The 24,533-nt window shown below is 71.5% G+C and carries 27 protein-coding genes; 7 read left to right on the forward strand and 20 right to left on the reverse strand.

Annotated features, from left to right (window positions below):
* Positions 1-3: 3 nt before the first annotated feature.
* The 4 genes from ASC58_RS03425 to sigE form a co-directional block, all read right to left on the reverse strand.
* Entirely contained in the window at positions 4-348 is a 345-nt protein-coding gene (locus ASC58_RS03425; RefSeq protein ID WP_056915375.1) for a twin-arginine translocase TatA/TatE family subunit, read from the reverse strand.
* Between the two features lie 11 nt (positions 349-359).
* Positions 360-2,189, reverse strand: coding sequence for a trypsin-like peptidase domain-containing protein (locus ASC58_RS21495; RefSeq protein WP_056918339.1), 1,830 nt, complete (start codon positions 2,187-2,189; stop codon positions 360-362).
* Complete coding sequence (locus ASC58_RS03435) at positions 2,186-2,770, reverse strand: hypothetical protein (protein ID WP_056915377.1); 585 nt, start codon at positions 2,768-2,770, stop codon at positions 2,186-2,188. Before ASC58_RS03435 ends, ASC58_RS21495 begins: the two co-directional genes overlap by 4 nt.
* A 65-nt stretch (positions 2,771-2,835) precedes the next feature.
* Entirely contained in the window at positions 2,836-3,489 is a 654-nt protein-coding gene (gene sigE, locus ASC58_RS03440; protein ID WP_200947726.1) for an RNA polymerase sigma factor SigE, read from the reverse strand.
* 168 nt (positions 3,490-3,657) lie between these two features.
* Here sigE and ASC58_RS03445 point away from each other — a divergent pair, with 168 nt between their 5' ends.
* Positions 3,658-4,290, forward strand: coding sequence for an O-methyltransferase (locus ASC58_RS03445; RefSeq protein ID WP_056915379.1), 633 nt, complete (start codon positions 3,658-3,660; stop codon positions 4,288-4,290).
* Between the two features lie 3 nt (positions 4,291-4,293).
* On the opposite strand, the gene ASC58_RS03450 is transcribed toward ASC58_RS03445, so the two are convergent.
* The 3 genes from ASC58_RS03450 to ASC58_RS20425 form a co-directional block, all read right to left on the reverse strand.
* Positions 4,294-4,650: a hypothetical protein gene (locus ASC58_RS03450; RefSeq protein WP_056915380.1), complete on the reverse strand. Its 357-nt coding sequence runs from the start codon at positions 4,648-4,650 to the stop codon at positions 4,294-4,296.
* Positions 4,647-6,167, reverse strand: coding sequence for a M17 family metallopeptidase (locus ASC58_RS03455; protein WP_056918341.1), 1,521 nt, complete (start codon positions 6,165-6,167; stop codon positions 4,647-4,649). The genes ASC58_RS03450 and ASC58_RS03455 overlap by 4 nt, the downstream gene beginning before the upstream one ends.
* A gap of 140 nt (positions 6,168-6,307) precedes the next feature.
* Complete coding sequence (locus tag ASC58_RS20425; protein WP_082552876.1) at positions 6,308-6,481, reverse strand: DUF3117 domain-containing protein; 174 nt, start codon at positions 6,479-6,481, stop codon at positions 6,308-6,310.
* 178 nt (positions 6,482-6,659) lie between these two features.
* Between ASC58_RS20425 and ASC58_RS03460 the strand changes: the two genes are divergently transcribed.
* Positions 6,660-7,478, forward strand: coding sequence for an enoyl-CoA hydratase/isomerase family protein (locus ASC58_RS03460; RefSeq protein WP_369796186.1), 819 nt, complete (start codon positions 6,660-6,662; stop codon positions 7,476-7,478).
* 42 nt (positions 7,479-7,520) lie between these two features.
* On the opposite strand, the gene ASC58_RS03465 is transcribed toward ASC58_RS03460, so the two are convergent.
* Genes ASC58_RS03465 through dapE form a run of 8 tightly spaced genes read right to left on the reverse strand, consistent with a single transcriptional unit; the run spans position 7,521 to position 13,678 of the window.
* Positions 7,521-8,822: a hypothetical protein gene (locus tag ASC58_RS03465; protein ID WP_056918342.1), complete on the reverse strand. Its 1,302-nt coding sequence runs from the start codon at positions 8,820-8,822 to the stop codon at positions 7,521-7,523.
* Positions 8,819-10,030 (reverse strand): hypothetical protein, encoded by a 1,212-nt coding sequence (locus ASC58_RS03470; RefSeq protein WP_056918343.1) that lies wholly within the window; start codon positions 10,028-10,030, stop codon positions 8,819-8,821. The genes ASC58_RS03465 and ASC58_RS03470 overlap by 4 nt, the downstream gene beginning before the upstream one ends.
* Positions 10,027-10,629 carry a DNA-3-methyladenine glycosylase I gene (locus ASC58_RS03475; RefSeq protein WP_056918344.1) on the reverse strand — a complete coding sequence of 201 codons (603 nt, stop codon included), beginning with the start codon at positions 10,627-10,629 and terminating at the stop codon, positions 10,027-10,029. The genes ASC58_RS03470 and ASC58_RS03475 overlap by 4 nt, the downstream gene beginning before the upstream one ends.
* Positions 10,626-11,114, reverse strand: a complete 489-nt coding sequence (locus ASC58_RS03480; protein ID WP_056915385.1) for an SRPBCC family protein — start codon at positions 11,112-11,114, stop codon at positions 10,626-10,628. Before ASC58_RS03480 ends, ASC58_RS03475 begins: the two co-directional genes overlap by 4 nt.
* Before the next feature lie 4 nt (positions 11,115-11,118).
* Positions 11,119-11,418 carry a DivIVA domain-containing protein gene (locus ASC58_RS03485; RefSeq protein ID WP_056918345.1) on the reverse strand — a complete coding sequence of 100 codons (300 nt, stop codon included), beginning with the start codon at positions 11,416-11,418 and terminating at the stop codon, positions 11,119-11,121.
* A gap of 38 nt (positions 11,419-11,456) precedes the next feature.
* Positions 11,457-11,708 carry a hypothetical protein gene (locus ASC58_RS03490; protein WP_056918346.1) on the reverse strand — a complete coding sequence of 84 codons (252 nt, stop codon included), beginning with the start codon at positions 11,706-11,708 and terminating at the stop codon, positions 11,457-11,459.
* 56 nt (positions 11,709-11,764) lie between these two features.
* Positions 11,765-12,544 carry a TIGR00730 family Rossman fold protein gene (locus ASC58_RS03495; protein ID WP_235529069.1) on the reverse strand — a complete coding sequence of 260 codons (780 nt, stop codon included), beginning with the start codon at positions 12,542-12,544 and terminating at the stop codon, positions 11,765-11,767.
* Between the two features lie 9 nt (positions 12,545-12,553).
* Positions 12,554-13,678, reverse strand: a complete 1,125-nt coding sequence (gene dapE, locus ASC58_RS03500; protein WP_082552937.1) for a succinyl-diaminopimelate desuccinylase — start codon at positions 13,676-13,678, stop codon at positions 12,554-12,556.
* Positions 13,679-13,735: 57 nt separating this feature from the next.
* Here dapE and dapD point away from each other — a divergent pair, with 57 nt between their 5' ends.
* The 3 genes from dapD to ASC58_RS03515 all read left to right on the forward strand — a co-directional run bounded on the left by dapD (position 13,736) and on the right by ASC58_RS03515 (position 16,619).
* A complete protein-coding gene (gene dapD / locus ASC58_RS03505) occupies positions 13,736-14,668 on the forward strand; it encodes a 2,3,4,5-tetrahydropyridine-2,6-dicarboxylate N-succinyltransferase (protein ID WP_056918347.1) in 933 nt (310 codons plus the stop codon).
* Between the two features lie 2 nt (positions 14,669-14,670).
* Positions 14,671-15,558 (forward strand): hypothetical protein, encoded by an 888-nt coding sequence (locus ASC58_RS03510; RefSeq protein ID WP_056915389.1) that lies wholly within the window; start codon positions 14,671-14,673, stop codon positions 15,556-15,558.
* Positions 15,559-15,848: 290 nt separating this feature from the next.
* Positions 15,849-16,619, forward strand: coding sequence for an endonuclease domain-containing protein (locus tag ASC58_RS03515; protein ID WP_162246810.1), 771 nt, complete (start codon positions 15,849-15,851; stop codon positions 16,617-16,619).
* 165 nt (positions 16,620-16,784) lie between these two features.
* Here ASC58_RS03515 and ASC58_RS03520 read toward each other — a convergent pair whose 3' ends face one another.
* From ASC58_RS03520 to fdxA, 3 genes are all read right to left on the reverse strand, one after another.
* On the reverse strand, positions 16,785-18,083 hold the full coding sequence (locus ASC58_RS03520) for a citrate synthase (protein WP_056918349.1): 1,299 nt from the start codon (positions 18,081-18,083) through the stop codon (positions 16,785-16,787).
* Positions 18,084-18,187: 104 nt separating this feature from the next.
* Complete coding sequence (gene dapC, locus ASC58_RS03525) at positions 18,188-19,309, reverse strand: succinyldiaminopimelate transaminase (protein ID WP_304438394.1); 1,122 nt, start codon at positions 19,307-19,309, stop codon at positions 18,188-18,190.
* Complete coding sequence (gene fdxA, locus ASC58_RS03530; RefSeq protein ID WP_056917233.1) at positions 19,306-19,632, reverse strand: ferredoxin; 327 nt, start codon at positions 19,630-19,632, stop codon at positions 19,306-19,308. The genes dapC and fdxA overlap by 4 nt, the downstream gene beginning before the upstream one ends.
* A 21-nt stretch (positions 19,633-19,653) precedes the next feature.
* Here fdxA and ASC58_RS03535 point away from each other — a divergent pair, with 21 nt between their 5' ends.
* Positions 19,654-20,733 (forward strand): GNAT family N-acetyltransferase, encoded by a 1,080-nt coding sequence (locus tag ASC58_RS03535; protein WP_162246811.1) that lies wholly within the window; start codon positions 19,654-19,656, stop codon positions 20,731-20,733.
* On the forward strand, positions 20,730-21,143 hold the full coding sequence (locus ASC58_RS03540) for a VOC family protein (protein ID WP_056918351.1): 414 nt from the start codon (positions 20,730-20,732) through the stop codon (positions 21,141-21,143). The genes ASC58_RS03535 and ASC58_RS03540 overlap by 4 nt, the downstream gene beginning before the upstream one ends.
* Positions 21,144-21,155: 12 nt before the next feature.
* On the opposite strand, the gene ASC58_RS03545 is transcribed toward ASC58_RS03540, so the two are convergent.
* The gene (locus ASC58_RS03545; protein WP_056915392.1) at positions 21,156-21,779 is read right to left on the reverse strand and encodes a hypothetical protein; all 624 of its coding nucleotides are present in this window, start codon (positions 21,777-21,779) and stop codon (positions 21,156-21,158) included.
* 1,076 nt (positions 21,780-22,855) lie between these two features.
* Positions 22,856-24,523, reverse strand: a complete 1,668-nt coding sequence (locus ASC58_RS03550; protein WP_157598336.1) for a VanW family protein — start codon at positions 24,521-24,523, stop codon at positions 22,856-22,858.
* Positions 24,524-24,533 lie beyond the last annotated feature (10 nt).

Genomic DNA, 24,533 nt, shown 5'->3' on the forward strand with positions numbered 1-24,533 from the left:
CCCTCAGGTCGCGTCGACGTCGTACGGCGTGGCCCGTGACGGGTCGTGCGCGACGACGTCGGGGGCCGTGGAGCCGACGTGGTCGTCGTCCGCGTCCGGCTCCATCAGCGCCTCGCGCACGATGCGTCGCGGGTCGTACTGCCGCGGGTCGTACTGCTTCCAGTTGATGTCGTCGAACTCCGGGCCCATCTGCTCACGCAGCTGACCCTTGGCACCCTCGGCCATCGACCGCGCCTGGCGGACGAACTGGCCCAGCTTCGCGGCATACTCGGGCAGCCGCTCGGGGCCGAGGATGACCACGGCGAGAACGATCAGGGCGATGAACTCCCACCCGTTGATGTCCATCATGTGATGTCGTCCTAGCTGCCCGAGGTACCGGTCAGGGTGACCGTGACGCTGATCGTCTCACTCCCGCGGCGCACCTTCATCGGCACCTTGTCCCCGACGCTCTTGGCACGGATCGCCACGACGAGGTCGTCGGGGTCGGACACGGGCCGTCCGTCGAACTCGACGATGACGTCACCGGGCTTGATGCCCGCCTTGCCGGCGGGACCGTCGGGCGTGACGGGGTTGGCGCTGGCTCCGGACCCGGAGGCCAGGATCTTCACCCCGCTGCCGGTGTACTGGCGGTCCAGGATCACCCCGATGACGGGGTGCTCGGCCTTGCCGGTCTTGATCAGCTGGGCCGCGGTCTTGGCCACCTGGTCGCTCGGGATCGAGAAACCGACACCGATGTTGCCGGACTGCACGTCCGCGGCGCCGGGGATCCGGGCGATGGCGGAGTTGATGCCGATGACGTGGCCCTGCATGTCGAGCAGCGGACCGCCGCTGTTGCCGGGGTTGATCGCGGCGTCCGTCTGGATCGCGTTGATGAAGGACTGCTGGTCGCCGTCACCACCGGGGCTGACCGGCCGGTTCAGGGCGCTGACGATGCCCGAGGTGACGCTGGACTCCAGGCCGAGGGGGGCGCCGACGGCGATGACCTGGTCACCGACGACGACGTCCTTGGACGCCCCGATGACGAGCGGAACGAGGTCGGTCCGGCTGGTCTTGAGGACCGCGAGGTCGTAGGAGCTGTCGCGCCCCAGGATGGTCGCCTCGATCTCGGTGCCGTTGGACAGCTCCACCGCGATGGTGCCGCCTGCGGCGGCACTGGCGACCACGTGGTTGTTGGTGATGATGTGGCCGTCCCGGTCGAGCACGAAGCCCGACCCGGTCCCGGCACCGTCGGCGCCCTTGACCTTGATCGTCACGACGCTGGGCAGCGCCTTGGCCGCGATGTTGGCGATGCTGCCCTCGGGTCGGGCGGTCGCCCCGGCGCCGACCGTCGGGATCGAGGTACCGGTGCGGTCGAGGTTGCCAAAGCCGAGCCGGTCGGTCGCACCGAGCCAGCCACCGAACATCCCGCCGAGGGTCGCCGCGACGAGCGCGGCGACGGCCGCGACCCCGACGAGGGCACCCCAGCCCGGGCCCTTCTGGTGCGGGGCACTGGGGGCCAGCGGCTGACCGCCGACCCAGTGCCCCTGCTGGCCGCCGTACCCGGCATCGGCGCTCGTGGCCGAGATCGGGTCCCAGCCCCTGCCCTGGGCCGAGGGCGCAGGCGCATCCGCAGCGCCCAGGGTTGCCGCGCCGAGCGCGGGCGCGCCCGCACCGGCGGAGGCGTCGCCGGGCCCGTGCTCACGGTCGGCCTGGCTCGGCCAGCCGGTGGGCTCGCTCGCCCAGGCCTGCTCCCGGGCCGGAGCCTGGGCAGGAGTCTGGGCCGGGGTCTGGGCCGGGGTCTGGACCGGGTCCTCCGCCGACGCCGTGGAGCCGGAGAGCTCCTGGGTGTGCGAGAGGTCGACCGGCTGGGTGTGGTCGGGAGCCGAACCGGCGCCATACCCCTGCTGGGGCTGGGCCACCGGCTGGTCGTCGCGCGGCGGCGCCCAGAGGTCCCACGCGGGCTCCACGGGCGTGACGTCCCGCGGTGACGCGGGCTCGGGAACGCTGGCCCCGTCGGGGACAGGCCGGCCCGGGTGTGCTGGGGTCGCCTCGGACCACACCGGCTCCGGCGCCGGTTCGGGGGTGTCCGCGGGTTCAGGAGTGGGGTCGGGGGTGGCGACGGCCTCGGTCTCCTGCGTCTGGCCGTGGCCCTCGTGCTGGCCCGCCTCGTGACCGGGCTGGTCGCTGCTCGGGGGACGCTCGTCGCTCATGGGGTCGATTGTGCCGAACCCAGCCGCGCCGCGCCCACGTCGGGGGTGGACGAGGTGGGCTGCGTGCTGCGCGGCGGCGCCGCGGTCACCCTCGTCCCGAGGGACGGGACGGTGAACGCCGCGGTCGCGAAGCCCGGGGTGGCCGGACGGGCCCGCTGGACCGTGCCCGGTGTGACGGGCGTCGGCGCGGGAGAGGTGAGGCTCCCACCGGTGACGACCAGGCTCCACGCGGCGGCAGCCGTGGCACCGGCTGCGAGACCGGCGAACATCGTGGCCCGACGTGCGGACCGGTGCATCGCCGGGGCGCCCCGGTCCATCACCGGGACGGGAGCGGTCGGGACCGGCGGGACCATGGGCAGCGACCACGCCGAGCGGACGTCCGCGCCGGCGGCGGACGCGTCTTCGGCGCGGACGGGATCGTTCGCCATCGCGAGGAGCAGCCCCCGAAGGTCGCGCGAGACCTCCGGTGCCGACGGCGAGCGCAACGACGCGAGCACGCGCCGCTCGTCGTCGACGGCGGCGCGGCAGCAGGTGCAGGCCACCACGTGCCGGTCCCACTTGAGCAGGGTGGCGGCGTCCATCGCCCGATCCGCGTACGCGGTCAGGTCAGCGCCCAGGCACCGGGCGCCCGGCAGGCCCAGCCGGCTCACCGCGACCCCGGGACCGCGCGGCGGATCACCGGGAGACGCCGATGGGAGACGGGGGCGGGGGTGCGGTCGATGTCGAGCGCGGGGCGGTCGAGGGTCGGGTCGCGGTGGGCGAGGGCCTCACGCAGCTGGGCCCGGCCGCGGTGGATGCGCGAACGCACCGTCCCCAGCTTGACGCCCAGCGTCGTCGCGATCTCCTCGTACGACAGCCCCTCGATGTCGCACAGCACGACCGCTGCACGGAAGTCGGGTGAGAGGGCGTCCAGGGCGCGCTGGACGTCGTCGTCGAAGTGGGTGGCGTCGTAGGCGGCCTCGGGGCCGGCCTCGCGGGTGGGGAGGCGGGCCGCACTCTCGTCAGACAGCGCGTCGAACCGGATGCGCTGCTTGCGCCGCATCTTGTCGAGGAAGACGTTGGTCGTGATGCGGTGAAGCCAGCCCTCGAACGTCCCGGGCTGGTAGCTGTGCAGCGACCGGAAGACGCGGATGAACACGTCGTGGGTCAGGTCCTCGGCGTCGTGCGGGTTGCCGGTGAGACGGTAGGCCAGGCGGTAGACGCGCGCCGAGTGCTGCTCGACGATCTCCTCCCACGTCGGGGGCACCCAGGCGGGGGCCTCCTGGACGTCACTCTGGACATCCTGTCGGGCCGGGCCGATCGTGTCGGTCGCGGTCACGTCCCTCACCTCCGTCGGGCGCCGTTGCGGCGCTCACACCATGCATTCGGTCCAGACGACCGAGTGGCTTGCATGGTTCCCCAACAACCTGAGCGTTTCCTGTATGCCGCGGGGCCGGCGACGCGTGTTCGCGGCAGTAGGGTTTCCCGCATGAGTGCACAGAAGCCGGCCAGCTGGGCCTACGCCGAGGAGTTCGTCACCGAGAACGAGGTGATCGAGAACGCCCGCCGCCGCGGCGAGGAGCTCGGCGCGACCCCCGTCGGCAACGGTGCCGGAGTCCTGCTGCGCCTGCTGGCAGCAGCCGCCAAGGCGCGCTCCGTGGTGGAGATCGGCACCGGCGCCGGCACCTCGGGCCTGTGGATGCTCCAGGGGATGCCGGAGGACGGCATCCTCACGACGATCGACGTCGAGGCCGAGCACCAGGGCGTCGCCAAGAAGGCGTACGCCGAGGCGGGCGTCGCCCACCAGCGGACCCGCGTCATCACGGGACGGGCGCTGGACGTCCTTCCCCGCATGACCGACGGCGCCTACGACATGGTGGTCGTCGACGGGGACAAGGCCGAGTACCCGGAGTACGTCGACCACGCGATCCGGCTGCTGCGCTCCGGTGGCGTGCTGGTCCTGGACAACATGTTGTGGCACGACAAGGTGGCCGACCCGGCTGCCCGGGACGCCCAGACGACGGTGCTGCGCGACCTCGGCAAGAAGCTGCGCGACGACGACCGGCTCGTCCCGGCCCTGCTGCCCGTGGGCGACGGCGTCCTCGCGGCCGTCAAGCGCTGACCCTCAGGCGGTGCCGGGTCCCGGGCCCCGGCGGAAGCGCTCGGGTCCCTCGGCGATGGCCACGACCTCGAACGGCTCCATGAGGATCGGCGCCGAGCCGATGATCGCGCTGCCCGCGGACTCCGCGGCGGTCTCGGCGAACTCCTTGAGGAAGTCGTCGCGGTAGACCTGCTGGTCGAAGACGTACGTGCCCTCGAACCACTCCCCCTCGACCATCCGCCAGGTCTTGAACGCCAGCCCGTCGAGGAACATGAACTTCGCCATCGACGTGCCGACCACGTAGTCGCGCAACGACGTCGCGACGTCCTTCGGTGCGTCCTCGAGCGACCAGCGCACCGACAACCCGTATCCCGCGTTCATGCCATCTCCTCCAGCCAGGTGAGCAGCAGGCGGGCACCGAAGCCCGTCCCACCCTTGGTGAGGAGTCCGCGGTCGACGTCGGAACGACCCACCCCGGCGATGTCGAGGTGCGCCCAGCGTCGCTCGCCCACGAACTCGCGCAGGAACAATGCTGCCGTGATCGAGCCGGCGCCGACAGGAGTGCCCGCGATGTGGTTGACGTCGGCCACGACGCTGTCGAGGGCGAACCGGTAGTCCTCCACCAGGGGGAACGGCCACAGCAGCTCGCCGCTGGCCCGGCCGGCCGCCACCAGGGCGTCGCTCAGGGCGTCGTCGGTGGCGTACACCGGTGCCATGCTGCGGCCGAGGGCCACCCTCGCGGCCCCGGTGAGGGTGGCGATGTCGAGCAGGACGTCCGGCGCGAGGTGGGCGTCCGCGTAGGCCAGGGCGTCGGCCATGACGATGCGGCCCTCGGCGTCGGTGTTGCCGATCTCGACGGTGCGACCGCCGTACATCGTGATGACGTCGGAGGGCCGGTAGGCGCTGCCGCTCACCGCGTTCTCGGCGAGCGCGAGCAGTCCCGTGACCCGTACCGGGAGGTCGAGCGCGGCGCAGGCCGCCACGACGGCGAGCACGATGGCCGAGCCCGACATGTCCGTCTTCATGGCCAGCATGCCCTCGGCGGGCTTGATGTCGAGGCCACCGGTGTCGAAGGTGATCCCCTTGCCGACGAGGACGACGTGCGGGGTGCTCGAGGTGGCGCCGGCGGGTTCGTGTGACAGCTGCACCAGGCGCGGCGGCGTGGCCGATCCGCCCCCGACCGCGAGGAGCCCACCGAAGCCCTCGGACCTGAGGTCGCGCTCGGTCCAGACCTTGACGTCCAGCCCGGCCCGACGCCCGATGGTGCGCGCCTGGGCGGCCATCCACGCCGGGTTCTTGGTGTTGGAGGGGACGACCGCGAGGTTCCGGGCCACCATCGTGGCCCGGGCCCGGGTCACCGCACGTCGGCAGGTCACCTCGTCGAAGGTCCCGACCAGCGTCACCTCTGCCACCGGTGCGCTCGAGGGCGTGGCATCGGGACCACGCCAGCGCGGCGAGGTGTACCCACCCAGGGCGATGCCCTCCACGAGAGCTGCCTGGGCCTGCGCGTCGAGGCCCGTGACGGCGACCACGAGGTGGGCCCGGCCGCGTCCGGCCCGACCGAGGGCGGCGCCGGCGCTGCGCAGGTCCGCCGGACCCGCGTCACCCAGCCCGACCAGCAGCACCGTGCGGGCGGCGCGCTCCCCGGGCACCAGCGGCAGCCGGGTGACGGCGCCGGGTTCGCCGGAGGGCTCGTGGGCCGCCTGCACGTCCGTGGCGTCGAGACCGACCACCGGCAGCCACCCGGCCGCGTCCGAGTCCGCGCGCAGGCCGCCCCGGTGGACCGGGACGGCAAGGAGCAGGTCGGTCGGGTCGAGGTCGGCGAGGACGTCGGCGAGCGCGTCGGGCCGGACCGACCACGAGCTGGACGGGGGGTCGAGCAGTTCTGGAGCAGGCACGGCCCGACCCTACCCACCCGACCGGAGTCGGCGGCATACCCGTGGCCCTCGGTGGACCGGTCGACCCGTGCGGCCCCGCACAGGCGAGGACCCCCTCCGGCAGGCGCCGGAGGGGGTCCTCGAAAGCTGTGGAGGCAGGACTACTTGAGGCCCTCGCAGTTGTCGATGGCCTCGCCCAGTGCACGGACCTCGTCGGGGGTCATCTCGACGACGAGGCGCCCACCACCCTCGAGAGGCATGCGCAGCACGATGCCGCGACCTTCCTTGGTCACCTCGAGCGGGCCGTCGCCAGTCCTCGGCTTCATTGCCGCCATGGGTGTGTCCCTTCCGTATGGCGTGGTTTGCTGCTGGGCACGCGGGTCCACGCCAGTGCTTGAGTTCCGCCCGTGCGTGCCAGATTTGCTCCATTATCCCGTGAACCTGCTCACAGGCGAAATCCGGTCCGGGGTGCAGCCCCGGGCGACCCGGTGGCCGCAGGGCATGATGTCCGGCATGACCCAGAGTCCTGCAGCGCCGCAGCCCCCTCACCTGCCCGTCGTCGTCGAACGCGAGGGTGCGGTCGCCACCGTCAGGCTCAACCGGCCGGAGGCGATGAACTCCCTCGACAGCCCCACGAAGGAGGCCCTGCTCGCGGCCCTGACGGAGGTGGCCGCCGACCCCACGGTCCGGTGCGTCGTGCTCACCGGCAGCGGTCGCGCCTTCTGCGTCGGCCAGGACCTCAAGGAGCACATCCGGCTCCAGCAGTCGGACGACCCGTCCCTGTGGGAGACCGTCCCCAAGCACTACAACCCGATCGTCGAGCTGCTGACGACGATGAACAAGCCGGTCGTGGCCGCGGTCAACGGGGTCGCGGCAGGTGCCGGCGCCGCCTTCGCGATGGCGGCGGACTTCCGGGTGATGGTGGACACGGCAGGCTTCAACCTGGCGTTCGCCGGGATCGCACTGTCCTGCGACTCGGGTTCGTCCTGGAGCCTCCAGCGGCTCGTCGGCCCGGCCCGCGCCAAGGAGCTGCTCCTGCTGCCGCGCACGGTCCCCGCCGACGAGTGCCTCTCCCTCGGCCTGGTCACCCGGGTCGTCGCCGCGGCCGACCTCGACGCCGCCGTGCTGGAGCTGGCGACCACCCTGGCCGACGGCCCGACGCTGGCGTACGGCTCGATCCGCCAGGCCGTCGCGTTCGCCGCCGGCCACGGCCTGGGCGAGTCCCTCGAGCGGGAGGGCGAGTACATGGCGCTCACCGGTGCCAGTGCCGACCACAAGGCGGCGGTGGCTGCGTTCCTCGCGAAGGAGAAGCCGGTGTTCACCGGCGAGTGACCGGCTGACGGACCGGCGGGCGGCCAGCGACCGGCGACACGGTCAGGGCGGGGCTGCCGCCCACGGCGTGTACGTCAGCAGGGTGCAGGTGAACCAGAACATGCCCCCGAGCAGGACGAGGGCCACGACGGCGACCCGGCGCCGCCAGTGCGGCACCACCCGCTCCCCCGTCGAGGTCCGCATCGCCACGGACGCCACGAGCGCGGCGATGGGGAAGTCGAGCAGCAGGAACCGCCACATGCTCGTGATCGGCCGGACGACCGCCAGCAGGTAGAGCGGGTAGGCCAGGGCCCAGACCCGCAGCTCGATCGCCAGCCAGCGGCCGTGGCGGCCGACGATGAGGGCGATGTACGTCGCCACGAGGCCGACGAGGACCGCCACCCCGACGACGCCGTGGCCGTCCCACGCCCACGACAGCCACAGCACGAACGGCCCCGACTCCGGCCTCTGCCCCCAGGCGGCCTGCACGTCGAAGAACGCCATCGGCAGCCCGCTGGCGATCCCGACGACGACGGGCCAGGCGATGGAGGAGGCGGCCGTCGCCAGCAGCATCAGGGCCGCGGTCGTCCGCTGCCCGGTCAGCGGCCGGGTGCCCGCCGCCCGGTCCTCGCGCCAGCGCAGGGCGAGGTGCGCGATCGCGGCACAGGCGATCGCAGGGGCGGCGGCACGCGTGAACCCGAGCCCGATCGTGACCAGCGCGACGAGGGCGTACTGCCGCCGCATCAGCAGGAGCAGCGACCCGGCGATGAGCACGCCCGCGAGGGCCTCGGTGTACGGCATCACCAGCACCGAGGTCGCGGGGTAGAGGCACCAGAGGATGCCCGCGACGAGGGCCAGCCGCTCGCGGGCCGGCTGCGGGGCCGCGTGGAGGGCGAAGTTGAGGCACTTCCAGACGAGGATCGTGCAGACCGCACCGAGGACGAGGTTGAGCAGGACCGCGGACACCTCGAACGACATCCCCGTGACCATGAGGGCGCGGACGAGCATCGGGAACGCCGGGTAGAACGCCCATGCGCTGTAGGTCAGCAGCCCGGTGTCGGGGTCGGCAGGCAGTGGCACGGGGTAGCCGTCGACGGCCACCCGGCGGTACCAGACGCTGTCCCACCCACCGAGGACGTCACCGATCGTCGGGTGGAGGTGGCCCACCCCCGCAGGGGTCTGGAACCACGTCGCGGCGACCGCCATGGTGACGAACACGAGGACCCGCGTCACGGCATACCAGAGGAGCAGGAAGACGACGGGGCGGCGCAGGGCCCACCCGGCGGCGGCGCTGCGGCCGCTGGAGGTGAGCAGGGAGGAGGTCAGCAGGGACGGGACGCTGCGGACGCGGGCGACGGCGGTCACGGCGGGTAGTCCGCCGGCGCGTGGTAGACGAGCAGCTTCCAGATCCAGGCGACCTGGCCCACGATGCCCGCAGCCACGAGGAAGCCGACGCGGACGGTCAGGTGGCGCGCGGCCCGCTCGAGCCAGCCGCCGCCGAGCACCACGACGATCAGCGGGAAGAGTGGCAGGGCGTAGCGGAAGATGCTCGTGAAGGGGTCGAGGACGACCGCGAGGTAGGCGGGGTACGCCAGGCACCAGACCCTCAGCTCGGGGCCGAGCCTGGTCGCCCAGGGGCCGCACGTGAGCACGACGATCGTCGTCACCAGGGCGGCCAGCCCCACGGGGCCGTAGACGGCGGCACCGTCGAAGTCGCGGAAGGCCCACTGCGACATGCCCAGCCAGGGCTTGAGCGGGGTGATCTCACCTCCGGCGCGCCACGCGGCCATGGTGTCGGTGTATGCCGTGCGGGACCCGGTCACCTGCCAGGCGATGAGGGGCCACAGCACTGCGCCCACCGCGGTGGTGGCGAGCGCGGCCAGGGCCGAGACGAGCTCACCCCGGGTGACGTTCTGCTGGCGGCGCCTTCGCCACAGCAGGAGCACGGAGACACCGACCACGACGACCACCGGCACAGCGATGGGCCGGGTGAGGCCCAGCAGCAGCGAGAGCCCGGCCACCATCCCCCAGCTGCGTCGGACCAGCGCCCAGAGCAGGCCGCACAGGACGACCATCGCGAGCGACTCGGTGTACGCGAGCTGGAGGGACACCGCCGCAGGGAACGCGGCCCAGACGGCGACGGCGCCGAGGGCGACCCTGTCGCCCACCTTCTCGGCCAGCAGGCGGGCCATGAGGACGCTCGCGCCGAGCCCGGCGAGGAGGGCCAGGGTCGAGGCCACCACGGGGAACCCCAGACCCGTGGCCGACATGAGCATCCGCGCCAGGAGGGGAAAGAGCGGGTAGAACGCCCAGGCGTTCTGCGCGACGTGTCCGCTGGCCTGGTCGACGGGCAGCGGGTTGGGGTAGCCCTGCTCCGCCACGTTGCGGTACCAGCTGCCGTCCCAGAGGACGGTCATGTCGATCGGCTCGACGGTCGGGCCGGTCCAGTCCGGCATCACCGCCTGGTCCCGGCTGGCCAGCACGAGGAGCAGGCCCGACACGGCCCGCAGGGCGAGGTAGACCAGCGCTGTCCTGACGGTCAGCGACCTGAGGAGGACGGCGCCCCTGCTCATGCGGGGCCCTGGTCCGCCCCGGCACCGACCCCCGACCGGTGGCAGCCCACGACGTGGTCGTCCACGAGGCCGCACGCCTGCATGGCGGCATACATCGTCGTGGGGCCGACGAACACGAACCCCGCCTTCTTGAGGCCCTTGGCGAGGGCGACGCTCTCCGGGCTGGTCGACCGGAAGTCCTCGGCCGACCTCGGCGGTGCGTGGTCGGCCGGCGCGTGCGACCAGACGAGGGCGTCGAGCCCGCCGCGCTCCCGCAGCGCGAGCACGGCGGCGGCGTTGTGGATGGCGGCATCGACCTTGAGGCGGTTGCGGACGATGCCCACATCGGCCATCAGCCGGGCCCGATCGGCGTCGCCGAAGGTCGCGACCACCTCGGCGTCGAAGCCTGCGAACGCGGCGCGGAAGGCCTCGCGCTTGCGCAGGATGGTGATCCAGGACAGCCCGGACTGGAAGGCCTCGAGGGTGAGGCGTTCGTACAGCGCCTGCTCGCCGTGGACCGGCACACCCCACTCGGTGTCGTGGTAGGTGAGGTAGTCCGGGGTCGACCCGGCCCACGCGCAGCGCGCCAACCCGTCCGAGCCGACGAGGAGGCCGCTCACCGTCGGGACCCGGCGGCCCGCGCGAGCATGGCGTCGACGGCACGTCCGTAGAGCCACGTGCTGGCGCGGTCCAGCGCCGGCTCGAACAGGCGCTTGAACGGCAGTGGACGCACGACGACGTCCTCGACCCAGTCGAGCCGGGAACCCAGCACACCCGGGCTGCCGATGTGTGGTTCGGGGGTCACCGTCACCTCGGCCCACCCACCGAGCAGGCGTCCGGTCTTGACCACCCGGAACACCGCGGGGGCGGCGGGGTCGCTGTCGGGCGATGGTGGGTCCCACCGGGTGACGAGCATGGAGTCGGAGAAGACGAGCGGACCGGGCCCGCTGAGCCCAGCGAACCCCCAGCCGACCCGCGGCTCCCCCGCGTCCGTGGTCATCCGGGTCATCGGCATCCAGTCGCCGTAGCCCGCGAAGTCGGCGACGACGTCCCACACGGCGGCAGGACTCGCCGCGGTGTGCCGGGTGAGGTGGAGGGTGGCCATCTGCTCAGCGCACCGTGTCGCGGGGGCTCTCCGGCTCGGTGGCCGCGCGCGGACCCTCCAGCTCGGCGAGGCGGGACTGCAACCGGTCGAGGACGGCATCGACCTGGTCCATGCGGTAACCGCGCAGGGCGGTGTCGAAGCGCACGGCGGAGATCTCGTCGGACGCGAACCCGTCGGACAGGGCTGGTGAGCTCTGGGTGCTCGTCGCGTCCGCCATCGGGTCGTAGCCCAGCCGGCCCGTCACGAGCGCGGCGAAGCCGCCGATGAGCAGCACGGCGATGACGGTGAAGAAGACCCAGATCACGCAGGTGATCGTCGCACGAACTGCTGGGAGCGTCCTATTCAGCCTGCCGTGTCGAGGGCGCGGGCGTCCTCCCCCGACGCGGCGGGGGTCAGCGCACTCCGCGCGAGCATCTCCACGACCGCGGGGACGTCCTCGGCCAGGAGGCGGACCGTCGCCCTGCACACGGTGTCCTGCCAGATCGACAGCACCACCCGCCCGCTCTCCGGGTGACCGGAGATCCGCAGCGTCCGGCCGGCGACGTCGCGACCGACCACGACGTCACCCTGCCGTGGCAGCGGTGAGATGTTCACGGGTCCATCATCGCCCCCGGCCGGCCCCGGAGTCCATGGGTCGATCGGGCCGGACGTCACTCGGGACGCTTGGCGGCCACCGTCTGGTCGGTCGAGGTGACGATGCGGACGGCCTCGTCGACGTCGTCGGTGAGGTGCAGGAGGTCGATGTCCTTCTCGCTGACCGTGCCCGCATCGAGGACCGTGCCGCGCAACCAGTCCAGCAGCCCGCCCCAGTACTCGGTGCCCATCAGGACGATCGGGAAGGACGTGACCTTGCGGGTCTGCACGAGGGTGACGGCCTCGAACAGCTCGTCGAGGGTGCCGAACCCGCCCGGCAGGACGATGAACCCCTGCGCGTACTTGACGAACATCGTCTTGCGCGCGAAGAAGTAGCGGAAGTTCACCCCCAGGTTCACGTGCTCGTTCAGCCCCTGCTCGAACGGCAGCTCGATCCCCAGGCCGACCGAGGCCCCGCCCGCCTCACGGGCACCCTTGTTCGCCGCCTCCATGGCGCCGGGCCCGCCACCGGTGATCACGGCATACCCGGCCTCGACCAGGGCCCGCCCCACATGGGTGCCGAGCTCGTAGAAGGGCGTGCCGGGCTTCGTCCGGGCCGAACCGAACACGCTCACCGCCGGGCCGAGCTCGGCGAGCGCCCCGAACCCCTCGACGAACTCGCTCTGGATCCGCATCACCCGCCACGGGTCGGTGTGCAGCCACTCGCTGGAGCCGCGGCTGTCGAGCAGTCGCTGGTCGGTGGTTGTCCCGGGGACGCGCGAACCCCGCAGGGTCACCGGGCCGGTGTGGTACTCGTAGTCGCTCGCGCTGGTGATGTCCGTCGTCTCGTCACTCACGCGATCAACCTATGCGAGCCAACGCAGCAGGGCCGCCTCGGCGGACACGAGCTGCGAGACGGGACACCGCTCGTCGTCGTGGTGCGCGAGGTTGGGGTCACCGGGGCCGAAGTTCACCGCGGCGATGTCCATGGCCGAGAAGCGGGCGACGTCGGTCCAGCCCTCCTTGGCGATGACGGGCAGCCCGAGCGCCTCGACGAACGCCTTGGCGGCCGGGAGGTCCAGGCCGGGGCGGGCGCCGGGGGCGTTGTCGAGCTCGACGAGGTCATAGCCCTCGAACAGCTCGGCCACGTGGGCCAGCGCGACCTCCGGCGACTTGTCGGGGGCGTACCGGTAGTTGACCGTGACGACGCACTCGTCCGGGATGACGTTGCCCGCGATGCCGCCACGGATCCCCGTGGCGTTGAGTGCCTCGTGGTAGTCCAGGCCGTCGACCGTCACCGTGGCCGGCTCGTATGCCGTGAGGCGGTTCAGCAGGTCGGCGGCGGCGTGGATCGCGTTGCGCCCGTTCCACGGTCGGGCCGAGTGCGCCGCGACGCCACGGGCGGTCACGTCGACCCGCAGGGTGCCCTTGCAGCCACCTTCGACCTGGCTGGCGGTCGGCTCGAGGAGGACGGCGAAGTCGGCGTCGGCGATCAGCTCGGGGCGCTGCTGCTGGACGTGCAGGAGGCCGTTGTGCTCGCTGTCGATCTCCTCCCCCTCGTAGAAGACGAAGGTGAGGTCGCGGCTCGGCTCGGTGACCAGGGCGGCCTTGAGCTGGACGGCGACGCCGCCCTTCATGTCGACGGTGCCGCGGCCCACGAGGTCGTCGCCCTCGCGACGGGTCGGCAGGTTGGCGGGAGCCTTGGTCAGCGGGACCGTGTCGATGTGGCCGGCGAGGACGACGCGCTCGTCACGGCCGAGCTCGGTGCGCGCGACGAGGGTGTTGCCGATGCGGGTGACCGTGAGGTGCTCCAGCGGCACGAGCGCCGCCTCGATCGCGTCGCACACCCGTCGCTCGTCGAGGCTGACGGACTCGATGTCGCACAGCGCCGCGGTCAACGTCACGACGTCGGCGGACAGGTCCAGCGGGACGAGGTCGTGGGCGGTGTCCTGGGGGCTGTCCTGGGTGGTGTGCTGAGAAGGGTTCGCCATGCCCACGACCCTATCCAGCGTCCGGATCCTCAGCCTCGCTCCCCTAGGCTTGTCCACATGAGCAGTGAGCGCAGCGCTTGGGGTTTCGGACTGGCCACCACGACCGTCGACGGCGTGGTCCTCGACACCTGGTACCCCGAGCCGGCGCTCGGCGCACGCCCTGCCGGTGCGAGCGTCCCCGAGGAGCTGCGCGCCCTCGCCGGCGCCGACGAGCTCCGTCGGGTGCGACGCACCGTGGTGGACGTACAGGTCGACCTCGACGCGGCGCCGGCCGACCCCTCCGACGCGTACCTGCGCCTGCACCTGCTCTCGCACTGCCTGGTCGAGCCCAACAGCATCAACCTCGACGGCATCTTCGGGGTCCTCGCCAACGTCGTCTGGACGACCCAGGGCCCGTGCGCGGTCGACGGTTTCGAGATGACGCGCGCCCGGCTGCGCCTGCGCGGGACGGTCAACGTGCTGGGCATCGACAAGTTCCCCCGGATGGTCGACTACGTCGTCCCCACGGGCGTCCGCATCGCCGACGCCGACCGGGTTCGCCTGGGCGCGCACCTGGCGCCGGGCACCACGGTGATGCACGAGGGGTTCGTCAACTACAACGCCGGGACGCTCGGCAGCTCGATGGTCGAGGGCCGGATCTCCCAGGGTGTCGTCGTGGGCGACGGGTCCGACATCGGTGGCGGCGCCTCGACGATGGGCACCCTGTCGGGGGGCGGCACCGAGCGCGTGCGCGTCGGTGAGCGCTGCCTCCTCGGCGCCGAGGCCGGTCTCGGGATCGCCCTGGGTGACGACTGCGTGGTGGAGGCGGGCCTCTACCTCACGGCGGGTACCAAGGTCACCCTCGCGGACGGGCGGGTCGTCAAGGCCCGCGAGCTGTCCGGTCACGACAACCTCCTGTTCATCCGCAACTCGGTGACCGGCACCGTCGAGGCCAAGGCACGGGACGGGCACGGCATCGTGCTCAACTCCGCGCTGCACGCCAACGACTAGCCGTGCCCAGCACCAAGCGGGGCACCGTCCTCTCCGAGCACAGGCCCCCGTCGCGGACCCGGCGCCTCGTCACCCGGGTCGTGCTGCTGCTGTTCGTCGCGGGACTCGTGGGTGCCGGCTGGATCGGGCTGCGCGGCACCCTGCACAACCTGGGCGGCCCCCGGTGCCAGGCCACCGCGCTGGGCACCAGCGTGGACTTCGACCCCAGCCAGACCGCATACGCCGCAACGATCGTGGCCATCGCGGAGAAGCGCGGCCTGCCCGCCCGGGCCGGCACGATCGCCATCGCCACGGCGATCCAGGAGTCCAAGCTGCGCAACCTGACCTACGGCGACCGGGACTCGGTCGGGCTGTTCCAGCAGCGGCCGAGCCAGGGGTGGGGCACGGAGAAGCAGATCCTCGACCCGGTCTACGCCACGAACAAGTTCTACGACGCGCTCGTCAAGGTCGACGGGTACGAGCAGATGCGCATCACCGAGATCGCCCAGAAGGTGCAGCGCTCGGCCTACCCCGAGGCGTACGCCGACCACGAGCAGGAGGGCCGCCTCATGGCCTCGACGCTCAGCGGCCACTCCCCCGGCGGCCTCGGCTGCCGCCTCGACGACTCCACGGGTGGCCGGCCCGCCGACCTGAGGGCCGCGTTGTCGAAGGAGCTCGGGGTGAAGGGCTCGGTCAAGGGCAGCGTCCTCACCGTCAAGGCGGGCTCCGAGCGGCAGGCGTGGAGCACGGGGTCGTTCGCGGTCGCCAAGGCGGCGCAGTACGGCGCCACGAAGGTCCGGGTCGGCTCGAAGGAGTGGACCCGCACCCGCGACACCGACGGCTGGACGTGGAAGTCGGTCAAGGGCGGCGCCGGCACCACCGTGACCGTCACCTTCCCGACCACCAGCTAACCGTCCGCCGGCGCCCGCACCTGCCCACTCCTGCGCGTCCGCCGGCGTTGAGTGAGTGGGAAGTGTCGGTATGCCGTGCGGATGCCGACACTTCCTGCTCACCGAGTGGGGCTGTGGATGACGGGCGTCCGGCTCCGCCGCACTTCGCCACGATGGGTGTCGTGTCCCGCCCACCGTCACCCCTCCCGTCGCCGCTGAGCGGATCTGCGTTCCGTGTGGCCGACGCGCGCGGGCTCGGGGTGTCGGAGCAGCGGCTCCGACGGCCGGACCTGCGCCGACCGACTCGAGGCGTGCGAAGCCTGCGCGACGCGGTCGACGCCGACGACCACGCGCGTCAGGTCGCGCTCGTCCTGCCCGAGCCCTGGGCCTTCTCCCACCTGACCGCAGCCCGGTTGTACCGCCTTCCACTGCCCCGGCCCTGGACGCCCGACGAACCGTTGCACGTGATCCGCCCGACGGGTGCGGCACAGGTCCGACGAGCAGGCGTCGTCGGCTTCCGCGGGCTCGAGCGTCGCAACCTCCGTGACCTGCGCGGCCACCGCGTGACGACGGAAGCATGGACCTGGGCGGACCTGGCTTCGCTGGACGGCATGTCGCTCACGGACCTCGTCATCGCCGGAGATGCTTTCGTGGCCAGGGTCCCGTCCCTCCTCCCGGAGTTGCATGCCCTCGTCGCCGGACGGTCCGTCCGCCGCGGAGTGCGCACGCTCCGCCAGGCGGCGGGACTGATTCGTGTGGGTTCCGGCTCGCCGATGGAGACGCGCGCGCGACTGATCTTCGCCGAGGCTGATCTGGTCGAGCCGGAGCTCAACGCCGTGATCAGCGGGGAGGACGGGCAGTTCATCGCCAGGGCCGACTTCGCCTGGCGGGTGGCGAAGGTCGTGGTCGAGTACGAAGGCGACCAGCACCGGACCGACCGGCGCCAGTGGCAGGGCGACATCGCGCGGACCCGTCTGCTCGAGGCACTGGGGTGGCGGGTCATCCGCATCACCGCCGCCGACCTGCACGACGCCCGACTCCGCCGAGAGCTCCTCACTCTGCTGCGGTCGCTCGTCGGCTGAACTGGTGCGCCCCCTGAGTGAGCAGCATCTGTCGGAACCAGTGCGCCATACCGACAGATCGCGCTCACTGAACGCACGTGCCCCCGGCAGAGCAAGGACTGGTATGGCGCGAGGCCCGGTTCCGTGGGGAACCGGGCCTCGCGCCGTACCTGATGGCGGGGTGGGTCAGCGGGCGCTGAAGTCCACGTAGTCGCGCTCGGTGTGACCGGTGTAGATCTGGCGCGGGCGACCGATCTTGGTCTGCGGGTCCTCGATCATCTCGCGCCACTGGGCGATCCAGCCCGGCAGGCGACCGAGGGCGAACAGGACCGTGAACATCTTGGTCGGGAAGCCCATGGCCTTGTAGATCAGGCCGGTGTAGAAGTCGACGTTCGGGTAGAGCTTGCGCTCCACGAAGTAGTCGTCCTCGAGGGCGCGCTGCTCGAGCTGCAGCGCGATGTCGAGCAGCGGGTCCTTCACGCCGTCCTTGTTGATGATGGTGTCGGCGGTCTTCTTGATGATCGCCGCGCGCGGGTCGTAGTTCTTGTAGACCCGGTGGCCGAAGCCCATCAGCTTGACGCCGTCCTCCTTGTTCTTCACCTTGCGGACGAACGCATCGACGTCGCCACCGTCCTTGGCGATCCCGTCGAGCATCTCGAGGACGGCCGAGTTGGCGCCGCCGTGCAGCGGGCCGGACAGGGCGTGGATGCCGGCGGAGACCGAGTTGAACAGGTTGGCCTGGGCGGATCCGACGAGGCGGACCGTCGACGTCGAGCAGTTCTGCTCGTGGTCGGCGTGCAGGATGAGCAGGAGGTCCAGCGCCTTGACCATGTCGGGGTCGAGGTCGTACGGCTCGGCCGGGAAGCCGAACGTCATGCGCAGGAAGTTCTCGGTGACCGACAGGGAGTTGTCGGGGTAGAGGAACGGCTGACCGACCGACTTCTTGTAGGCGTAGGCCGCGATGGTCGGAAGCTTGGCCAGCAGGCGCACGGTCGAGATCTCGACCTGCTCCTTGTCGAACGGGTCCAGGCTGTCCTGGTAGAAGGTGCCGAGCGCGGACACGGCTGACGACAGCACCGGCATCGGGTGCGCATCACGCGGGAACCCACCGAAGAAGGCCTTGAGGTCCTCGTGCAGCAGCGTGTGGCGACGGATCTTGGAGTCGAAGTCGTCGAGCTCGGTCTGCGTCGGCAGCTCGCCGTAGATGAGCAGGTAGGAGACCTCGAGGAAGCTCGACTTCTCGGCGAGCTGCTCGATCGGGTACCCGCGGTAGCGCAGGATGCCCTGGTCGCCGTCGATGTAGGTCACCGCACTGTTGCAGGAGGCGGTGTTGACGAACCCGATGTCGAGGGTGGTGTTGCCGGTCTCCTTCATCAGCTTGCTGATGTCGTAGCCGTCGTTGCCCTCGGCTGCCTTGACCAGGGGGAGGTCGAGTTCCGTGGTGCCGGCCTTCAGCGTGGCGCCGGTGGATCCGTCATTGCTCATGCGTAACCATCCTCAAATGTCCCGGGGCGGGCACCCTTCACACGGCGTGCCTCGCGCACGCTCGACGCTACCCCAACCCACCGCACGGGCGGAAAACGGGCACCTCAGGCGAGGAGCCTGCCGACCGCGGCGTCGATGCGCTCGTCGGTCGCGGTCAGGGCGATCCGCACGTGCTCGCGCCCGGCGTGACCGTAGAAGGTGCCCGGTGCCACCAGGATCCCGCGCGAGGCCAGGGCGTCGACCGTCTGCCAGGCGTCCTCGCCCCGCGTCGCCCAGAGGTACAGGCCCGCGTCGGAGTGGTCCACGCGGAGGCCGAATGCCTCGACAGCTTCGCGCAGGGCGGCACGCCGCGCGCCATACCTGGCCTTCTGCTCGGCCACGTGGGTGTCGTCACCGAGCGCGGCCGTGAGGGCGGCCTGCACCGGCCACGGCACGATCATGCCGGCGTGCTTGCGGACCTCGAGCAGCTGACGAACGAGGGTCACGTCCCCCGCGACGAATGCGGCGCGGTACCCGGCGAGGTTGGACTGCTTGCTCAGCGAGTAGACGGCGAGCAGGCCCTCGTGGCTGCCGCCGCAGACCCGTGGGTCGAGGATGCTCGGGGTGGTCGGCTCGGTCGAGTCGCTGCGCCAGTCCAGCTCGGCGTAGCACTCGTCCGAGGCGACGACCACGCCGTGCTGGCGGGCCCAGGCCACGACCTTGGCGAGGTGGTCGATGCCGAGGACGCGACCGGTGGGGTTGCTGGGGGTGTTGAGCCACAACAGCTTCGGTGTCGTGGCGGCCGTCAGCGGCCCGAGCGCGTTGAGCCCGTCGACGACCTGGGGGGTCGCCCCGGCGAGGCGGGCGCCGACGTCGTAGGTCGGGTAGGCGATGCCGGGGAACCCCACGACGTCACCCGCGCCCAGGCCGAGCAGGGTCGGCAGCCACGCGACCAGCTCCTTGGACCCGACGGTCGGCAGGACACCGTCGGGGTCGAGGTCCGGGACCCCCCGGCGACGGGCGAACCACGTGGCGACCGCTTCACGCAGGGCCGGGGTGCCGTAGGTCTGCGGGTAGCCGGGAGCGTCGGCGGCAGCACGCAGCGCCTCCTGCACGACACCCGGCGTGGGGTCGACGGGGGTGCCCACCGACAGGTCGACGATCCCGCCCGGGACAGCGGAACTCGCCCGCTCCTTGTACGGAGCGAGCGAGTCCCAGGGAAAGTCGGGGAGCGAGCGGATGCTCACTCGTCGTGCTCCTGCGGGGGCAGGTCGGCGATGATCGGGTGGTCCTTGTTGATGATGCCGAGCTTGGCGGCACCGCCGGGGCTGCCGAGGTCGTCGAAGAACTCGACGTTCGCCTTGTAGTACTCGGCCCACTGCTCGGGCACGTCGTCCTCGTAGTAGATCGCCTCGACGGGGCACACCGGCTCGCAGGCGCCGCAGTCGACGCACTCGTCCGGGTGGATGTAGAGGGACCGCTCACCTTCGTAGATGCAGTCGACCGGGCATTCCTCGATGCAGGCCTTGTCCTTGAGGTCAACGCAAGGCTGGGCGATCACGTACGTCATGGCGGACATACTATGCGGCCTGTGCCAGCAGACGTGCGGAGGATCCCCCTCGGGTCCCGAGTGGTGGTCAGGTGGCGCCTCGACGCCCCCGACGAGGCCACCGGGGCGACCCTGACCGACAGCGTGGGAACCCTTGCGGAGCGCGACGCGCAGCACGTGGTCGTCGAGACCTCGCGCGGCCCCGTCACCATCGCGCTGGCGCGGGTGACCACCGCCAAGGAGGTCCCCCCGAAGCCGTCGCGCCGCGGCGCACCCCACCTGGCCCTGACCATCGAGGACCTCCAGCGCGTCATGGTGCCGGCCTGGGGCGCGGTCGAGCGCGGCGCCCTCGGTGACTGGCAGCTGCGCGCCTCGGCGGGGTACACCCAGCGCGGCAACTCGGTCGTCCCGGTGGGAAGCCCCGGGAGGCCCCTCGCCGCCGCGGTCGAGGAGGTGGAGCACTGGTATGCCGGGCGAGGTCTCCCAGCGAAGTTCGCCCTCGCGGGACCTCAGGGGTTCGAGCCCGCCGATGACTCGCTGGGGGCGGTGCTCCTGGCCCGTGGCTACACCGTCGGCAGCCGCACGCTGAACCTCACTGCCGCCCGGGAGACCATCGCCGCTGCCGACCCCGGCGGACCGGCGGTCACGATCGCGGACGACCTGTCCCCTTCGTGGCTGGAGGCCTACCACCGCACCCGGGCCACGGTGCCGGGCGCCACGGAGGCGGTCCTGGGCGGCAGCCCGCGCGTGCTGTTCGGCAGCATCACCCCCGGTGGCGGGCTCTCCCAGCAGTTGGGGCTCAGGGCTGGCGATGCGGCCGGTACCGCACCGATCGCCTTGGCACGACTGGGGATCGGCGCCGGGTGGGGCGGCCTGGGTGCGGTCTGGACCGACCCGGCATACCGGGGGCGTGGGCTGGCCGCGCACCTCACCGCGCGCCTCGCCGTCGCGCTCCGCGAGGAGGGCGTCTCGCTGCTCCACCTGCAGGTGGAGCACGACAACGAGACGGCAATCCGCCTGTACCGACGGCTGGGGTTCGTCGTGCACTCGTCCTACGCGTACCTCACGTCGCCGCAAACCGGTGGCGCACGGCAAGGGTCGGCGGGAAGAGTGGCGCCATGACGTCACGCATCTCGCACACCACGTTGGACTCCCGCGACGCCCACGCCCAGTCGGTCTGGTGGGCCTGGGTCCTCGGCTTCGGCGAGGACCCGCAGGACCCCAACCTGCCGGGGCACGAGGAGTGCATGATCTTCTCGCCCGACGGGCGTCAGCGGGTGCTGTTCATCGAGGTGCCCGAGGCGAAGACGGTCAAGAACCGCATCCACTTCGACCTCTGGCCCACCGACCGGACGATGGACGAAGAGGTCGAGCGCCTGCTCGGCGCCGGGGCCACGATGGTCCACGACCTGCGGGACCACCGTGGCCCGGGCACCGGCTGGGCGACGCTCGCCGACCCGGAGGGCAACGAGTTCTGCGTGCTGCGCAGCGAGTCCGAGCGACCGGACCCCTACGCCCACCTGGTGCGGTAGGGCACCCAGCCGTCAGGCTGCGGCGACCGTGGCGTCGGGGACGAGCGTGCCACCGGTCCGGACCACCTTGGGCTTGCCCGCCCAGTTGCCACCCATACCCATGACGCGGGAGACGTAGGCGGCGCCACCGGACACGGCGACGACCGGCACCGACTCCGGCGTGGCCGTGGCGCGGTTGGTCCACGTGTTCGTGATCAGTGCGGTGCCGCCCTGGACCATGATCAGCGCGGTGTCCTTCTGGTCCTTGAAGTCGGTGGGGCGGGCCATGCCGAAGTTGAGCTTGGTGTTCGTCAGCGAGACGCCGCCGCCCTTGACGACGATCAGGGCACCCATGGCGGGGTCGCCCGCGTTCTGGCCCTCGATGACGCAGTCACTGATGTCCAGGCCGCCCTGCTGGGAGGCCGGGCCCTCGACGAGGACCGCGCGGGAGCCACCGCGGGCCGTCAGGTAGAGGTGGCGCACCGCGGTCTTGGCCAGGTTGCTGAACCGCATGAGGTACTTGCCTCCGTTGGCGCCGGCCCAGCCGTAGTTCATGTCGCCGGCGACCCACAGGAAGTTGTCGGAGCCGCGCAGGGAGAACTGCGTGTCCTGCACCGCGACGCAGGTCCAGGAGCCCTTGGTGGTGACCAGCGTCATCGAGAACGGGTCGGCCGGGGTGCCCAGGACGTGCTTGAACCCGTAGAACGACAGACACCGCGACGCAGGTCCAGGAGCCCTTGGTGGTGACCAGCGTCATCGAGAACGGGTCGGCCGGGGTGCCCAGGACGTGCTTGAACCCGTAGAACGACAGGGTGTCGAAGGTGGCGGCGTAGCACGTCCCGGCACTGATCGGGTGGTGGTAGAACTGCGTCACGGCGTTCGAGGACTTGAACGTGATGCCGGCGACCATGACGTTGTACGTCGTGGCGGTTCCGACCAGCCACGACTTCGCGCCGTTGCCGCAGTTGAGCGTGACGGTGCACTGCGGGAGGCAGCCACTGGTTCCGGCGATCTCGGGGTTCTGCCAGCCGACGTTCGGGCCGAGGATCCGCAGGCCGGAGAACGTCGTTCGCGTCTGCGTGAACGTGTGGGCGCGGCCGGCGAGCCGGATGGCTCGACGGGGACTCGACGCCTTGGCGACCGCGAGGGCCTTGGTCAGCCTCTCGTCGTCGGTGCCGGTGAACGAGTCGAGCAGGATGTCGTCCTCGGCGACGGCGGCGGAGGCCGAGGAGGCTCCGACGACGGCCGCTCCGGAGGAGACGAGGGCTGCGGCACCGAGGTGCTTGAGGACGGTACGACGGGGGGTGGACATGCTTCTCCTTGCGCGCGGGGGGACGCTTGGGGGGACGCCCGACTCCCGCCGGAGCGGGCCTGAGGGGCGCCTGTCTGCCCCACGCAGGAGCGTGGGTCGCACGGAGCAGTGGTGCATCACGGCGGACGCGGTACCGGCAGGCCACCTCCCTGCAGGGGCGCTCCGGTCACTGTCTCCGGCTGCGTGGAACGGTTCCACGCGCAGACTCGAACAGGGCGAAACCGTAGCCCGACAGCTCCGGGTCGCGAAATCGAGGACACACGCAAACGACACGAAAATGGGTTCATATCGGGACAGAACCACCCAGCTCGAACTGGCGGGTTCCCGACGATCCGGACCACCCGACACCGGGTGTGGCGCCCTCCCGACACGGCCCGACCCCTGTCCCCGGATCGGGACGTTTCGGCTGGTCAGCCGTGCGTCACCCGCCGGTGCAGGTGACCTTGTCCTCGGGGATGTAGTGGGTGTTGAACTGCGACGTCCGCACCGTCTTGCCGGCCTTCTTGAAGATTCGCGTCACCGTGACGTCGAAGCCGGGCGTCGGGGTCTGCGTCACGCAGCCCTTGGAGTCGTCGACGATGGTCTTCGGCTGCACGACGTTGCGCCGATCCCCCTTGGAGGCCTCGACGTCCCAGACCTTGGTGCCGTGGAAGGTCACCGTCACCGAGCTGCCCGACACGTACGCCTGGATGAGGATGCCGTAGCCGCTGTCGTTGGTGAACCGGTTGTCGACGTCGGGCCAGGAGATCGTGGCCTCGCGTCCCTCGGGGTAGCGCGAGATGTAGAAGCTGTGGGGATGGTGCTCCTCGATCTTCACGCCCGAGAAGAACACCGCGTTGAACAGCGTGGTCGACAGCTGCGAGATGCCGCCGCCGTAGTCCTTGGTCAGTCGGCCGTTGACGATGACCGGCGCCGAGTTGTAGCCCTTGGCCGCCGTCCGCTGGCCGAGTCGCTGGTTGAGGCTGAACGTCTCCCCCGGCGCGACGTACGTGCCGTTGAGGGTCCGCGCAGCGATGGTGATGTTCTCGGTGCGCGGGGGGTTGAACGGGAAGACCGAGGTGAACGAGGAGATGATCTCCTTGGGCTTGATCTTGTTCGCCTGCGCGGTCGTGAGCTTGGGCTGGACGGCCTTCGCGGTGACGGTGGCCGTCCGCGACGGTGACGTCAGGGCCGGGACCACGGCGGCGACGACCGAGGCGTCGTCGAGGGTGGAGCCCGTGGCGGACGGTATGACGACGGGCTTGGTGCCGCTGAACGTGATCTTCGCGTCGCGGGCCTTGGTCTCCAGACCGGCGGCCGAGGCGGCCGCGCGGACGGCGGCCACGAGCTTGGTGTCGTCCACAACAGGGACGAGCTTGCCGTCCTGGACCTTCATCGACAGGGCCGGAGCGTAGTCGGCCGGCTTCACCGGGAACTTCTTGTCGGCGACCTCGACCGTGACGGGACCGGACATGGCCGGCGTCGCGAACTCCGTTGCGGCGCGCTGCACCTCGTCAGCCGACACGTCGGGCTCGACGGTGTCGAACTTGGCCCCGATCGGTCCCTTGGCGGGCCACCGGGCGGCCACCTCGTCAGCGGTGCCGGGCACCGAGAGGGTCGCGCCGGCCACCGGCTGCACCACCGCGGCCCTGCCATCGGGGAACGTGATGGCGCCCTGGACGACCTGGGTGTCGAGCGTCGACTCGATGCCCTTGACGGCCGCCTCGAGCTTCGCGCGGTCCACTGACGTCTTGAGCTGCTCCGCGTCCCCACCGGTGAGGTGGTTCCAGAGGTCGGAGGGTTTGAGGCTGAACCCTGTGAGCTCCCCCACCGTGCCCGGGAGGTCGAGCGCGAGGCCGGCGTCCGTGGGGCTCAGCTGGGCCGACTTCTCGCCGGCGGTGACGGTGATCGCGGCGTCCTGCCGGGCACCCAACGAGCGCGACAGGGTCCGCTCTGCGGCCGCCGGCGACATCCCGCCGATCGGCACGCCCGACACTGACGTGTTGGCGGGCACGTGCCGCCCGAGGAACCAGGCCGTGCCGAGGTAGGCGGCGAACAGGACCGCCAGCGCGACCCCGAACCTCAGACCGGCGGAGCCGCTCTCCTTCACGCCCTGCCCT

The organism is Phycicoccus sp. Root101, from assembly GCF_001426245.1.
Classification (GTDB): domain Bacteria; phylum Actinomycetota; class Actinomycetes; order Actinomycetales; family Dermatophilaceae; genus Pedococcus.

Excerpts from the sequence above, each read along its gene's own strand:
- dapE (WP_082552937.1), bottom strand. The coding sequence starts at position 13,678 with ATGGCGAACCCTTCTCAGCACACCACCCAGGACAGCCCCCAGGACACC.
- ASC58_RS03480 (WP_056915385.1), bottom strand. The coding sequence starts at position 11,114 with ATGGCCACCCTCCACCTCACCCGGCACACCGCGGCGAGTCCTGCCGCC.
- ASC58_RS03445 (WP_056915379.1), top strand. The coding sequence starts at position 3,658 with ATGAGTGCACAGAAGCCGGCCAGCTGGGCCTACGCCGAGGAGTTCGTC.
- dapD (WP_056918347.1), top strand. The coding sequence starts at position 13,736 with ATGAGCAGTGAGCGCAGCGCTTGGGGTTTCGGACTGGCCACCACGACC.
- ASC58_RS03435 (WP_056915377.1), bottom strand. The coding sequence starts at position 2,770 with ATGGACGCCGCCACCCTGCTCAAGTGGGACCGGCACGTGGTGGCCTGC.
- ASC58_RS03450 (WP_056915380.1), bottom strand. The coding sequence starts at position 4,650 with ATGAACGCGGGATACGGGTTGTCGGTGCGCTGGTCGCTCGAGGACGCA.
- ASC58_RS03545 (WP_056915392.1), bottom strand. The coding sequence starts at position 21,779 with ATGACGCTGGTCACCACCAAGGGCTCCTGGACCTGCGTCGCGGTGCAG.
- ASC58_RS03425 (WP_056915375.1), bottom strand. The coding sequence starts at position 348 with ATGATGGACATCAACGGGTGGGAGTTCATCGCCCTGATCGTTCTCGCC.
- ASC58_RS21495 (WP_056918339.1), bottom strand. The coding sequence starts at position 2,189 with ATGAGCGACGAGCGTCCCCCGAGCAGCGACCAGCCCGGTCACGAGGCG.
- ASC58_RS03520 (WP_056918349.1), bottom strand. The coding sequence starts at position 18,083 with ATGAGCAATGACGGATCCACCGGCGCCACGCTGAAGGCCGGCACCACG.
- ASC58_RS03470 (WP_056918343.1), bottom strand. The coding sequence starts at position 10,030 with ATGAGCAGGGGCGCCGTCCTCCTCAGGTCGCTGACCGTCAGGACAGCG.
- ASC58_RS03460 (WP_369796186.1), top strand. The coding sequence starts at position 6,660 with ATGACCCAGAGTCCTGCAGCGCCGCAGCCCCCTCACCTGCCCGTCGTC.
- ASC58_RS03540 (WP_056918351.1), top strand. The coding sequence starts at position 20,730 with ATGACGTCACGCATCTCGCACACCACGTTGGACTCCCGCGACGCCCAC.
- fdxA (WP_056917233.1), bottom strand. The coding sequence starts at position 19,632 with ATGACGTACGTGATCGCCCAGCCTTGCGTTGACCTCAAGGACAAGGCC.
- ASC58_RS20425 (WP_082552876.1), bottom strand. The coding sequence starts at position 6,481 with ATGGCGGCAATGAAGCCGAGGACTGGCGACGGCCCGCTCGAGGTGACC.